The following is a 12,683-nucleotide window of genomic DNA, read 5'->3' as shown; positions in this document are numbered from 1 at the left end:
TTACTTTATCCAAGTATCATCATGCAAAAATGCGATCGCGATTGTGCGGAGCCTCAAAATCAATCAGCGGCCCTTTCGGAACGATACGAGTTGGGTTAACTTTCGGATGGCTTTTGTAATAATGTCGTTTGATATGGTCTAGGTTGCAAGTTTCTTTTACTCCTGGCTGTTGGTACAAGTCCTTGAGATAATTCCACAAATTGGAATAATCTACGATTCGGCGTAAGTTGCATTTAAAATGCACATAGTAAACTGCATCAAAGCGAAATAAAGTTGTGAACATACACCAGTCTGCTTCAGTAATTTGGTTTCCACAGAGATAGCGTTGTTCTCCTAAGATTTTTTCCCAGTAGTCGAGAGCGTCAAATAATTCTGTTACCGCTTCATCATATGCTGCTTGCTTCGTTGCAAATCCCGCCCGATACACACCATTGTTAATCGGTTGGTAAATAGCATCGATAGTCTCGTCAATAACTTTTTGCAAACTTTCTGGATAAAAATTTACGTTATTCTTAGCAAAACTATTAAATTCAGTATCAAACATCCGCATAATTTCGCGGGATTCGTTATTGACAATTGTCTTAGTTTGTGTGTTCCATAAAACTGGAACTGTGACACGTCCGCTATAGTTGGGATCGGCTTGCAAATAAATTTGCCAAAGATAATTAGCCCCATTGACTGTATCGGGAATGCTGCCTGGTTCATCCGAGAATTCCCAGCCGTTATCATCAATTTCCGGAGCAACCACAGACATACCAATAACATCTTGCAGCCCCTTTAACTGGCGCATAATCGCAGTGCGACACGCCCAAGGACAAGCCCAGGAAATATACAGATGATAGCGCCCTGGTTCAGCTTTAAACCCACTCGAACCATCAGCAGTAATTTTGTTGCGGAAAGTGGTTGAAGGACGGATAAATTTACCTTCTAAGTCTTCTTGCTCCCGTTCAGATAGCCACTTACCATCCTTAAGAATTCCCAAACCCATGATTATTTTCTTTTGATTGAGGTAATGCACAACTCATTAGCTCACATCCTGGGTAGGAAATCATCAATCTAGGGACGTGGTTAGTGGTTGGTGGTTAGTAGTTAGTGGTTAATTATTCACAAAAAATTACTACTATCTACTAACTACTATCTACTAACTATTCTTCATTAAGAATTTTGGGCACTTTGAAAAATTCGCCTTCTTGTTGGGGTGCACCCTGGAGAATAGCTTCGCGATCGCCATAAGGTTGGAGTTCATCGGAGCGTGTCACATTACTGACATCAATGGCTCGTGTTGTGGGCGGTACGTTAGTGATATCCAATTCGCTTAGCTGCTCGAAATAATCCAGAATACTTCCCAATTGAGTAGTAAATTGTTCTTCCTCTTCTGGTGTCAATTCTAGGCGAGCAAGATGCGCGACTTTGCGAACTTGTTCACGGTCGATCATAGGATGGTAATTGGTAATTGGTAATTGGTCATTAGTCATTAGTTAGTGGTTAGTGGTTAGTAGTTAGTGGTGATAAAAACAACCAACAACCAACAACCAACAAATGACCAATGACTAAAAGAATACGTCAATTTGCATTCTTCCTGTAGTTTTCAGCCAGTTTTGAGCTTCGATGTAGTTATTGGGAGCAAGGCGAATGGCTCTGATCCAATAATCAGCCGCTTTGTCAAACAGTGCTTCGCCGCCGTCTTCGTCTCCTGCTTGTTTCGCTTTTTCTCCCATGAAGTGATAAATTACCGCGATGTTGTTCAAAGCTTGAGGTAAGCGGGGGTTACACTCCAGTGCTTGGTGATATAAATCTAAAGCCGTTTCGTGTTCGCCGTTGCTGGCATGAATTAGCCCCATGTTGTAGAGTATATAGCCCCGATCCAGTGCATCTTCTTCTAGTTCTAGAGCTTCCTTGTAGTTTTCTAAAGCTTCGGCATATTCTCCTTCTGACTGCGCCGACATTCCATCACGGTAATAAACAAAGGCTTCTTTCGCTCTTTTATTCGCTGGCAGGATCTTCAGGATCAAATCCGCCATAACTGTAAAGGATTTATCGATAAAGTTATCGTTTCTCTGAGTTCTTGGCATAGACGCCTCTGTGGTGTTCGGCTAGTGAGTGGGCTTTTTCACTAATAGTTAATTTAACTGATTTGCAGAAGAATTCCCCGTGCTGATTGGGATTATACACTCTGAGCTATTATGCCTGGGGTTGTTTACCACGGTGTTAACGGGGTAGCTTGTCATTGCCTCTGATGGATAGGGGTGCAATAACGGCTGTAATACATTCGCTGCATGTATTTGGGGATCTAGCCACACCTCGTAATCTTGCTGTTGGAGAATTACTGGCATGCGATCGTGAATTGGTTGCAGTAATTCGTTAGCTTGAGTTGTCAAAATTGTGCAAGATTTTATCTGTTCTCCTTCGGGAGATTGCCATTCCTCCCACAACCCAGCAAAGCCAAAGGGTTGGCTATCCCGGAGGCGAAAATAATAAGGCTGTTTTTTGCCCTTTTGCTGCTGCCATTCATAAAAGCCATCCGCCACTACTAAACAGCGCCGACGCTTGAAGGCAGAGCGAAAAGCAGGTTTTTCGGCTACAGATTCCGACCTAGCATTAATGAGCTTCGCTCCCATACTCGGATCTTTTGCCCATGAGGGTATTAAACCCCAACGTAACTGCTGAAGTTCACGTTTGTGGTTTTCTAAATTATACAAAACCGTCGCTACCATTTGCGTAGGTGCAATGTTATATTGCGGCTCTAAATTCGGAACTTCTTCGACATGAAAGGCTCGAGCTAAAACTTCTTGAGTGACGCTTAAACTAAATCTTCCACACATTTTTTATTCTCTTTCGCTGCATAAAATTAAACATCTCAATGATAAAAATAATACTTGATTAATTTTATTTTTAGAGAATATATTTTCTTGGTCAAGATCTGCATTTATAAAAATTTTATTGTGTTTCTTTATTAGTTTGAAAATTAATTCTATTTTACTGCATTATTATTAATCGTAACCTTCATCTCAACATTTATTGGCATGGAAACGCTGAGATTGTACGATTTTTTACCTTCAGGGAACGGCTACAAGATCCGACTTTTATTGTCACAAATTGGTATGCCATTTGAGAGGGTAGAGATGAATATTTTGAAAGGTGAGACTCGAACGCCAGAGTTTTTGAGTAAAAATCCTGTTGGGAAAATTCCATTATTGGAGGTTGAGCCAGGGAGATATTTGGCAGAATCAAATGCCATATTAATTTATCTGAGTGAAGGAACAGAATTTTTACCTTATGACCGCTTTTTACGAGCGCAAGTGATGCAATGGTTATTCTTTGAACAAAATAGACACGAGCCTTTTATTGCAACACCAAGATTTTGGATTTCTATACTAGGTAAAGCAGATGAATATAAGGAAGCTATAGAGCAAAAACGCGAGCCTGGTTATGCAGCACTTAAGTTGATGGAAAACCATTTAAAGACTTGCAATTTTTTTGTAGGTGAGCGTTATACTATTGCAGATATTGCTTTGTTTGCTTATACTCATGTAGCTGATGAGGGTGGGTATGATTTGATGCAATTTCCTGCTATCCAAGCATGGATTGATAGAGTGAAATCACAGTCAAGATATATCACTATTAAGGAAGAAGTTCAGTATTAACTTTTTCAGACGTAAAGCATCTATAAACTCGTTTTCTAAGCTAATGCTCGGAGACGAGTTTATTTATTTAAGTTATCTAAGTTCTCATGAAAATTAGGCATGGAGCCATTTCAACGAATTTGTAGAGATCTGGTATAGGACATCTCTACAAAGTCAAAGTTTGATTCAAAAGCAACTTAAGCAATTATCTTTTACTCTATATATCACTGTCAATCTCTATCAACTTGTTTCGGGAAGATAAGCCAGACTTAATTCTGATTCTAGATTTTGGCACATCAAATTTTTCTGCTAAAACCTGAATGAGTTCTTCATTCGCCTTACCGTCAACAGGAGGAGATTTTAAATAAACAATTAGACTGCCATCGGCTACTTCTTCTATTTTTTGAACTTTGGAATTTGGTTTAACTTTGACTTTTTTTTGCATAACCCTTTATTTGTAATTGCCGCAGCCACAACCAGCCTAAAACACTACCCAATGCATAATGAGGAAAATCCCACCAAACAAAGGTAGTACCAACTAACCATTTACCTATCAACGTAGCGCGAAACTGCTCCAAAAAGAGGGGATGCCATAATTGCAAAAATTCTAATATACAGGTGATGATAAAGACCCATACAGGAATTTGAATAGTTGCTGACGGACTGCGGAAAAACCAAAAAGCGAACAAGCACCAAAATATTTCGTAAAATACAGCCGCTCCGTAATCATTAAACCATTTATGAGCAGGGCCACTATAGTATTTAAAGAAAAAGCCCATCGCCACAACGATGAGCAGGGATATAAAAATATATAGAGTTTGTGTTTTTTTTGACACAATTTTCTCAGGGTTGGGGACAAATCAATTAAAAATTAAAAATCAAAAATTAAAAATGTATAATATACAATTTTTAATTTTCTGTTCTAATTTTTAACTCTTTTACCCTAAGGTTGATCTGGATTACCGTTGCCAATCACAGCAACTTTATGCCGATATACCAATTCGCCACCATACCAGCCGGAAACGCCGAGAAGCCCGGATACGATAACTGAGAGTACTAGTCCCCAAGGCAATACGGCAGTTACAGAGTTATTCCAGCGCAATACGAGGTTGATAATCGTCAGCACCAAGGCACTGACGTTGAGAATCAAGTGTGCCCATCCAGCAGTGCGCTTGCGGACTCTTCCTATTCTCAAAAAGTCCAGCAAACCAGTTAGGGCTGCTGCAATACCTCCTACCAAGCCGCCGACTATTAACCAAAAAGAGGCTCTAGCCCAGAAAGTATCGCCAATATACCAGAAGGCTGCATCCGTTAACAGCGCCCCGACGAGAAAAGAGATCGGGAATTGGACGAGAATTGGGTGAATAGGGTGGCCTGCGATCGCCACAGTACTAGGTACACCAGTGTCACGAAACTCCCTGTCGTCACTTTCCAAAAAAGCTGGAATATTAGGATAGGGCGTAGTGTCTCTCTCTTGAGTTGCCATAATTTATATGCTCCAAAGAACAAGAGGTGAAAAAACTTTTCCGTAAATAGGTGTAGAGAGTTGTAGCAGGGTAGGCGTTTCGATATCTTCTTAAGATGAAATGAAATTATGCCGAAGGAATTTTTTCAACATAAGCTTCGGCTTGCAAGATAAGTTTACCTGCTTCCACCTGTATACTTTTAACCCGCAGGGCTATTCCGTCTAGGTCAAAGTTCTTTAAATCCAATATCTCGCTAGTTGCATCTACTAAAGCTTTTGTCAGTTCTGGTGATACTTCCTGAGTGTCACCGTACTCGACATTTTCCAAAGTGACTGCTTGTCCATTTTGGCTAACACGAGGTGATGCTGAAAAAGCTACTTTATGGGTTTCGTTGGTTTCTTTCAAAAGTACAGTGGCATTCAATGCGACTTTACCGTTTCCAGGGAGACGAAAATCTACGTTTTGAGGATCAATCGTCAATAATTGTCCATTCACATGAATTTTCTGGCTTTGCAGTTTTGAGCGGATATATTCGGAATTAAAAGCGCGGTTGATATCCTCTTCGATTAAAGTCACCCGCGCACTCCCCCGTGTAGGTTTGGTCAGTTCAATTGTGCCAAAAGCCGCACTCAGAGGATTAATAGCAACGCTACTAACATCCATTTCTAGTTCCTCCATGCGGAGGTCTTGCTGCATTACCAAACCTTCACCTTCTATGGAGACGGATTCTACCTGTCCCTGAACTAGATTAAGCGGTTCAGCTTTGATATTTACATCTAAATTTTCTACTTCATCTAACTGGCTAGATAAGCCTATTTCTGCGGCTTTATTGAGTGCCTGTTCTCCTAGTCCAGGATTCTCGGGCATTACGACTTCATCTCCTATTTGATTACCCTGGAGTCAATCTAGAAAAGCGGCCAGAAAAATTTATCTATCTAGCGAAGGAGTGTAGTCTCTAGTAGTTATCTATCTCAAAGTATAGATATATATTGATTTTTAAAATTATCCTGAAAATTAAATTTTTTATATCCTTGGTTTTGGAGTTATCGTTCAAAAGAAAGATGGAACAGTCCAAAATCATATGGCAACCTGAAGTTGTTGAAATTACAAAGTATTTTCAGAGGAGAACAGAGCATGGTTGTTGCTTTAGATGATGCTAAGCGTTCTGCTATTGCCATGAAATTGGCAGATATGAGAGCAATTCAAGATTTAATCATTCAAAATGAAGAACAATTTTTGAGAGAAGTAACTGATAGCGAAATTGCCGATCGCATTCGGAAAATGCTCGAGGATGACCAAAAAAACAAGGGTATTCTCGAAACAGTTAATGTTCAATATGGCATCCAAGCCGAGCCCGAAAAAACAGTTACAGATATGATTCAAAAGCTTCGGCAGTTGATGCAAGGCTCCGAATTGAGCTTGTATGAAAAAGTATTTCAACATGAATTGCTGAAGCACCAGCAAGTAATGTCCGGCTTGACAATTCACAAAGCCGCACAAAAAGTTGGTGCTGATGTGATGATGGCGATCGGACCTTTAAATACTGTTAACTTTGAGAACCGCGCTCACCAAGAGCAACTCAAAGGTATTCTGGAAATCTTGGGTGTTCGCGAACTCACCGGACAAGAAGTGGATCAGGGTATTTGGGGACGCGTACAAGATGCTATGGCAGCATTGAGTGGTGTTGTCGGCAGTACTGTTACCCAAACCAGCGATAAAAGTGATATGAATGTCCAGGATGTTATCCGCCTGGATCACAACAAGGTGAATACTCTGTTCACCGAACTGTTGGCAAGCAACGATCCCCAAAAGATCCAAGAGTACTTCGGTCAAATTTATAAAGATTTAACTGCTCACGCTGAAGCTGAAGAAGAAGTTGTCTACCCAAGAGTACGTTCTTTCTACGGTGAAAGCGATACTCAAGAACTATACGATGAGCAAGCTGAAATGAAGCGGATGCTAGAGGAAATTAAGGCTATTAACCCCTCTTCATCTCAATTTAAAGATAAAGTTAGACAGCTTATGGACGCTGTTGGCGACCATATTCGCCAAGAAGAAAGCACTATGTTCGCTGCTATTCGCAATAACTTAAGCAGCGATCAAAGCGAGCAACTGGCTACCCAATTCAAAGCTGCTAAGCAGAAAATTCAAGAGAGAATGGGTCAACAAAGTGCAGCTCGATAGTCTATCTAATTTACACCTTAGTTTTAATATCGGGTGTAATTTAGATACTTAAAGCTATTTGCTAGGTTAGGTTTAAAACTCCCAACACAAACATGTGTCGGGAGTTTTTGTTTAATATCTTGGACTTATCATATCAAATCCGTTGGATTAGTTATCGTATCTGCCCTCACCCCCTTCCCCTCTCCCTAGTTGGGAGAGGGGTGTCCGACAGGACGGGGTGAGGGTTTTTAATGAACATGAATTAGCCGGATTTGATATCATCAATTATTTTGTTGCCAAAATCTATAAGCAGTATATGCCATTGTGACAACTCCAGTGACAATAGCAGATTCATCGACTTCAAATTGAGGATGGTGCAACGGGAAGTTAATCACTCTGTCTCTGTAGCCTACACCTAAGCGAAACATGCAGCCAGGTGTGCGTTCTAAATAAACGGAAAAGTCTTCCGCACCAAGAGAGGGTTCGGGTAAGACTTGCACGCGATCGCTACCCCAAGCTTCTTCTGCCGATGATTGCAACAACTGCGTCAAGACATAATCATTTTGCACGCTGGGTACACCCTGGCGATAATTTACTTGATATTTTGCACCATAGGAATTGCAGACACTAGCGACGATTTGGTCAATCCAGTTTGGTAAATTGGCACGAGTTTCGGGATGGAGCGATCGCACTGTTCCCAATAACTGCACCTTGTCGGCAATCACATTCGGCGCTCTACCACCATTAATTTTCCCTATGCTCAACACTACAGGACGCAAGGGATTCTGGGTGCGGCTAATCGCCTGTTGTAGTGTAGTAATTACTTGCGAGGCTATCCAAATCGCATCTATGGCCTCATGGGGACGAGCACCATGTCCTGATTCTCCGAGAATGATAATCTCTAAATCATCAGCCGCTGCTGTCAATGCGCCGTAACGCACGCCTATTGAGCCTGCGGGGATAGAAGGAAAAACATGAACACCCAATATCCCACTCACTTGCTCCATCGCTCCATCTGCTACCATCCAGCTTGCTCCTTGGGCAATTTCCTCTGCTGGCTGAAATAAAAATCGTACCTTTCCAGGTAGCTCCTCTGCAATCTGAGAAAGTACCATTGCAGTTCCTAAACCCACTGTGGTATGAACATCATGACCACAAGCGTGCATAATGCCTTCTGCACGAGAGGCGAACTCTAAACAAGTGCGTTCTTGAATAGGCAAAGCATCCATATCAGTACGAATTGCTAAGATGCGGTTATCTTCACCAACACCTTGTAGCTCTCCGATCACGCCTGTTTTACCCACTCCCTCTTCTACATGAAGTCCACTAGAAGATAAAACTCCTGCAACGAAGGCAGCCGTTTGATACTCCTGACCACTCAATTCTGGGTGAGAATGGATGTGACGGCGAATTTCTATTAAGCGGGGAGCTAATGTTGCAGCTAAATCTTTAATACGGCTAAGCATTGTTCAATTATCTTAAACACTTTGTTTAATAATAAAGAAGTGTTAACCGACAAATAACTATAAATTGATACTATTTTGATTTACTCTTGTTAAAAATAAACCTTTTAGAGATGTACCACAGCACATCTCTAAGCCCATAATGTTTTTCTTTCTAAAATGTAAAGACTGCACCAGTCTAAGTATCTGACTGCGAGTCTAAAATTCTGATGTTAATCTCCATGACAGGTTGAGCCATTGATATCGCCCTCAAATTTATTACATTGTTTCGGATTCAAGCGCTGTAACGACCACCAATAGGGTTTATTAGAAGAGATAACACCATTGGGCAAAATGGTCAGTCGGAAGTTTGCGCCTCGATAATTGGTAAACTGCTCCCTAGCACCCTTGAGGTTAGCACCTTCGAGATTAGCGCTAATAAAACCAGCAAAACTCAAATTTGTATTTTCTAGGGATGCTCCTTTCAAATACGCACCTGTCAAGGAAGCACCAGCAAGATTTGCTCCAGTTAATGTAGCACCTTCCAGATTTGCACTTGTAAGATCGGCATTTACGAGATTAGCACCAGATAAAATGGCCACCTTTAAGTTAGCTTCTCGCAAATTTGCTCCAGTCAAATTCATTTTAGTTAAATCAGCACCACTTAAATCGCACCGAGGACAAGCACCTGATGCTTTCAGTTGGTCTACGTCTAGTTGATTGAATCCAAAAGCCTGCTCTGTAAATCCAACACAAGCTAATAAAGTGAAAGCAGCGACAATCCGGAATTTCATATTTTTTACAGTATTTCTCTGGTTGAGAATCTGGGTAAGTTATATACTGTTATGATATAAGAGTTGTTAAAAAAATTGTTGGTATAAAGCAGGGATAAAGAAACTGTAAGAATACTGTAAAATCTAACTTGTTAGCTAGTCAAAATTTAAGCGGGATTTCTATAATAGGAACATCAAGATTTATACTGAAACTATATAGACAACGAAACTTTATATCCCCCAAGCCAAGTTGATTAAAAGGTGAGGGGGTATTTATTTTCATATTCGGCAATCGCATAGGCTGAAATAGAAATAATAGACCCCTAATTCTTATCCCTTTGCCTAACTTTGCTGTAAAAATTCAACTTTGGGTACTAATGGATCGGAAACGATAGCCAAACCGCTAAAACCCCAACGCTTAAGCAAAGTTCCCAGCTGTGAACCAGGAAGAGATTCCACAGCAAAACGGTTAGCTAAGTCTCTAGCATGGGTGTTGAGATAACTGAGGGCATCAAAGTGTTCGCGGAACACCAACAGATAACCCAGCCCTTCTGAATTCGGACGAGCAGTCAGATAACTACCGTCAGTTTTTGATCGCACTAAGTAATAAACTTCAGAAAACATAGTCAATAGTCAATGGTTAGTGGTTGGTAGATAGTGGTTAGTAGTTAATAGCCAACTACTATCTACTAACTACTAACTACTAACAAAGAACTAATTTAGATTTTCCAGGCTGATGCGAGGATCGGCGACCTTTAGCAGCAAATCTGCTATTAAGTTACCAACTATGAGCAGTACCGCACCCATTACCAAACTTGCCATCAGTAAATACAAATCTTGAGCTTGCACTGCTTGCAAAGCCAATCTCCCCAAACCAGGCCAGTTGAAGAAAAATTCAGCAATGAAGGCACCGCTTAATAAACTAGCTAACTCAAAACCCAACAAAGTAATTAAGGGGTTGATGGCATTACGCAAAGCGTGAACGTATATCACCCGGTTTTCTGGTAATCCTTTCGCACGAGCCGTTTGGATGTAATCTTGACGCAGTACATCCAGCAATTCACCGCGAGTGATGCGCTGTAAGCCAGCAAAGCTAGTGATACTTAAGGCGATGGTGGGTAAAATCATGTGCCAGCCAACATCAAGGATTTTGCCAAACCACGTCAATTCGGCGTGATTGATGCTAGTCATGCCACCCACTGGAAACAAAGGGGCAGTCATTTGAGCAAAAATCAGCAGCACTAGGGCTGTGATGAAGCTGGGAAATCCTTGGCCAGCGTAGCTAATTACTTGCAAAATCCGGTCAGTGGGGCGATTTTGTTTCACGGCGGCAACTATCCCTAAAGGAATAGCGATCGCCCAAGTGACAATCAAAGAAGCGATCGCCAACAGTAAAGTTGCTGGTACTCTCTCCCAGATTAGTGACGCCACCGAGCGTTGATAAACAAAACTTGTGCCAAAATCACCCTTAGTGACGATCCGCCACAACCACAGAAGATATTGTTCCGGCCAAGATCGATCTAAACCAAATTGCTGCTTGAGTTCTTCAATTCTTTCAGGCGATATTTTGGGGTTTTGCCGCAGCGTGTCTACATAATCCCCGGGAGCAAGTTGAATGATGAAAAATGACAAAGCCGACGCCAACAACAAAGTCAACAGCGCCTGCAATACCCGCTTCATCACATAAAGAAACGTCTCACTCGTGACTAGCTTCACCAGCCAATCCCGACTTGTCTCCAAGGAAATTCTCGTAGTAGTCATTTGTCATTAGTCCTTTGTCCTTTATCTTTAGTCATTAGTCCTTAGCCAATGACTAATGACTAATGACCAATGACTAGTATTCGACCAGAGTGACAATTGGCACATCTGGTAGATTTTTACGCCCTTGCAAATCCTGTAGCTCGATAATAAACCCAAATCCTACCAGTTCGCAGCCAATTTTCTGTACTAACTGCGCTGTGGCGCTTGCAGTTCCACCCGTAGCGATCAGGTCGTCTACAATCAAAACTCGGCTGTCTGGGTGCAAAGCGTCTTGATGTACTTCTAGACAATCTGTACCATACTCTAGTTCATATTCAATCGAATGTACTGCTGCTGGTAGCTTACCTGGCTTGCGAACAGGAATAAAACCTGCTCCTAATTGATAAGCCAGAGGTGTGCCAAACATGAACCCTCGCGACTCCATGCCCACCACGTAATCAGCTTTCAGTCCAGCATCCAGAATTTTTTGTGTAAACAAGTCAATGGTATAGCGCAATCCCTCCGGATTCCGCAGCAGTGTAGTGATATCCCGAAATAAAATTCCGGGTTTAGGAAAATCTGGTATATCACGAATCAGAGACTTTAGATCCATAAGAAGATAGGGTAGATAAAGGTACAGCAGTACACACTATACATCTTGCAAAAGTTACTTTTGTACTCTTGTGGCAAAAGGAGAATAGTTAAAGGGAAAAAGCTTTTCAATTCTTTTCCTCTTAGTCTTTATATGACTTCTCAAAAGTAGAACTATACATGGTTCGTAGTAAGCACGCTTTGTGCTTACTACAAGCCAAGAGTATTTGTAGTCATTTTTTCGAGAAATGGTATTACTTCTTCTGGTGAATGATTTTCCCTATTCCCAGCTTCTGCAATCGGCCCATTTTTGTTCTCATTTTCTCAATGGTAATTGATCGGGAAAATGGAAGCAGATACTTGAAGTTGGGGGATTTTTGGTTCACAATCTAGCTTGCTGCAGTCGGATTTCTCTAGCTATATAAGTAGAAGCGCGATCTTCCCAAAGTGGATTCGGGCCTACCTAGTACAACGTAGCGGAAATAAAGCTACTATTCCAAATTGACGAAAAGCCTACAACAGGAAGCTTTTTAACTTTTGACTTTTGACTTTTGCATTCCGCACAGCGGTACTAGCCCTACCCACGACGAGTTTGTTAGTTTTAAGGATTCGTAGACTACTATCGTAGTTAGAGAGGTAAACGCGGCACAGATAGCTACTGCATCTTTGACGTTGTTTGTTTGCCGTGAAATTACTCAGACTGAGATACCCTGACAGGAATTTTAATTCCTGTGTAGCAATACATCTGTCTGTTGAAAGACATTTAAAGCATCTCAAATTTTTGAGATGGCTCAAATTGGGGAGTTTTGCGCTTCCCGTAAAGTTTTATAATGTCGTACGCTTGGAATTAGCACCAGACACTATGCATTGACTATTGTTAGAATT

General features: G+C 41.2%; 15 protein-coding genes. 2 read left to right on the top strand and 13 right to left on the bottom strand.

What is annotated here, in order from left to right:
• Nucleotides 1–19 precede the first annotated feature (19 nt).
• From FIS9605_RS0108395 to FIS9605_RS0108380, 4 genes are all read right to left on the bottom strand, one after another.
• Nucleotides 20–988: a glutathione S-transferase family protein gene (locus FIS9605_RS0108395; protein ID WP_026732191.1), complete on the bottom strand. Its 969-nt coding sequence runs from the start codon at nucleotides 986–988 to the stop codon at nucleotides 20–22.
• A gap of 157 nt (nucleotides 989–1,145) precedes the next feature.
• Nucleotides 1,146–1,436, bottom strand: a complete 291-nt coding sequence (gatC, locus tag FIS9605_RS0108390) for an Asp-tRNA(Asn)/Glu-tRNA(Gln) amidotransferase subunit GatC (protein ID WP_026732190.1) — start codon at nucleotides 1,434–1,436, stop codon at nucleotides 1,146–1,148.
• 114 nt (nucleotides 1,437–1,550) lie between these two features.
• Nucleotides 1,551–2,072 carry a photosystem I assembly protein Ycf3 gene (locus tag FIS9605_RS0108385; protein WP_026732189.1) on the bottom strand — a complete coding sequence of 174 codons (522 nt, stop codon included), beginning with the start codon at nucleotides 2,070–2,072 and terminating at the stop codon, nucleotides 1,551–1,553.
• 48 nt (nucleotides 2,073–2,120) lie between these two features.
• On the bottom strand, nucleotides 2,121–2,822 hold the full coding sequence (locus tag FIS9605_RS0108380; protein ID WP_026732188.1) for an SOS response-associated peptidase: 702 nt from the start codon (nucleotides 2,820–2,822) through the stop codon (nucleotides 2,121–2,123).
• A gap of 201 nt (nucleotides 2,823–3,023) precedes the next feature.
• On the opposite strand from FIS9605_RS0108380, the gene FIS9605_RS0108375 reads away from it, so the two are divergent.
• Nucleotides 3,024–3,644 carry a glutathione S-transferase family protein gene (locus FIS9605_RS0108375; RefSeq protein WP_026732187.1) on the top strand — a complete coding sequence of 207 codons (621 nt, stop codon included), beginning with the start codon at nucleotides 3,024–3,026 and terminating at the stop codon, nucleotides 3,642–3,644.
• Nucleotides 3,645–3,840: 196 nt separating this feature from the next.
• Here FIS9605_RS0108375 and FIS9605_RS0108370 read toward each other — a convergent pair whose 3' ends face one another.
• From FIS9605_RS0108370 to FIS9605_RS0108355, 4 genes are all read right to left on the bottom strand, one after another.
• Nucleotides 3,841–4,068 (bottom strand): DUF167 domain-containing protein, encoded by a 228-nt coding sequence (locus FIS9605_RS0108370; RefSeq protein WP_026732186.1) that lies wholly within the window; start codon nucleotides 4,066–4,068, stop codon nucleotides 3,841–3,843.
• Nucleotides 4,046–4,459, bottom strand: coding sequence for a ribosomal maturation YjgA family protein (locus FIS9605_RS0108365; RefSeq protein WP_035139467.1), 414 nt, complete (start codon nucleotides 4,457–4,459; stop codon nucleotides 4,046–4,048). The genes FIS9605_RS0108370 and FIS9605_RS0108365 overlap by 23 nt, the downstream gene beginning before the upstream one ends.
• Nucleotides 4,460–4,566: 107 nt before the next feature.
• A complete protein-coding gene (locus FIS9605_RS0108360; RefSeq protein WP_026732184.1) occupies nucleotides 4,567–5,109 on the bottom strand; it encodes a DUF2231 domain-containing protein in 543 nt (180 codons plus the stop codon).
• Nucleotides 5,110–5,215: 106 nt separating this feature from the next.
• A complete protein-coding gene (locus tag FIS9605_RS0108355; RefSeq protein ID WP_026732183.1) occupies nucleotides 5,216–5,956 on the bottom strand; it encodes an LmeA family phospholipid-binding protein in 741 nt (246 codons plus the stop codon).
• A 267-nt stretch (nucleotides 5,957–6,223) separates the two neighbouring features.
• Here FIS9605_RS0108355 and FIS9605_RS0108350 point away from each other — a divergent pair, with 267 nt between their 5' ends.
• Nucleotides 6,224–7,273, top strand: coding sequence for a hemerythrin domain-containing protein (locus FIS9605_RS0108350; protein ID WP_026732182.1), 1,050 nt, complete (start codon nucleotides 6,224–6,226; stop codon nucleotides 7,271–7,273).
• A gap of 260 nt (nucleotides 7,274–7,533) precedes the next feature.
• Here the strand turns inward: FIS9605_RS0108350 and FIS9605_RS0108345 are convergent, their stop codons facing one another.
• From FIS9605_RS0108345 to FIS9605_RS0108325, 5 genes are all read right to left on the bottom strand, one after another.
• Entirely contained in the window at nucleotides 7,534–8,718 is a 1,185-nt protein-coding gene (locus FIS9605_RS0108345) for a M20 family metallopeptidase (RefSeq protein ID WP_026732181.1), read from the bottom strand.
• 209 nt (nucleotides 8,719–8,927) lie between these two features.
• Nucleotides 8,928–9,488, bottom strand: coding sequence for a pentapeptide repeat-containing protein (locus FIS9605_RS0108340; RefSeq protein WP_026732180.1), 561 nt, complete (start codon nucleotides 9,486–9,488; stop codon nucleotides 8,928–8,930).
• 321 nt (nucleotides 9,489–9,809) lie between these two features.
• Complete coding sequence (locus tag FIS9605_RS0108335) at nucleotides 9,810–10,091, bottom strand: hypothetical protein (RefSeq protein WP_026732179.1); 282 nt, start codon at nucleotides 10,089–10,091, stop codon at nucleotides 9,810–9,812.
• Nucleotides 10,092–10,181: 90 nt separating this feature from the next.
• Nucleotides 10,182–11,228 carry an ABC transporter permease gene (locus FIS9605_RS0108330; protein ID WP_026732178.1) on the bottom strand — a complete coding sequence of 349 codons (1,047 nt, stop codon included), beginning with the start codon at nucleotides 11,226–11,228 and terminating at the stop codon, nucleotides 10,182–10,184.
• Nucleotides 11,229–11,301: 73 nt separating this feature from the next.
• Nucleotides 11,302–11,820 (bottom strand): adenine phosphoribosyltransferase, encoded by a 519-nt coding sequence (locus FIS9605_RS0108325; protein ID WP_026732177.1) that lies wholly within the window; start codon nucleotides 11,818–11,820, stop codon nucleotides 11,302–11,304.
• Nucleotides 11,821–12,683: the final 863 nt, after the last annotated feature.

The sequence above is a fragment of the Fischerella sp. PCC 9605 genome (assembly GCF_000517105.1).
Classification (GTDB): Bacteria; Cyanobacteriota; Cyanobacteriia; order Cyanobacteriales; family Nostocaceae; genus PCC9605.
Note: the sequence above shows the minus strand (reverse complement) of the source record. Positions and strands in the feature narration are given on the sequence as shown.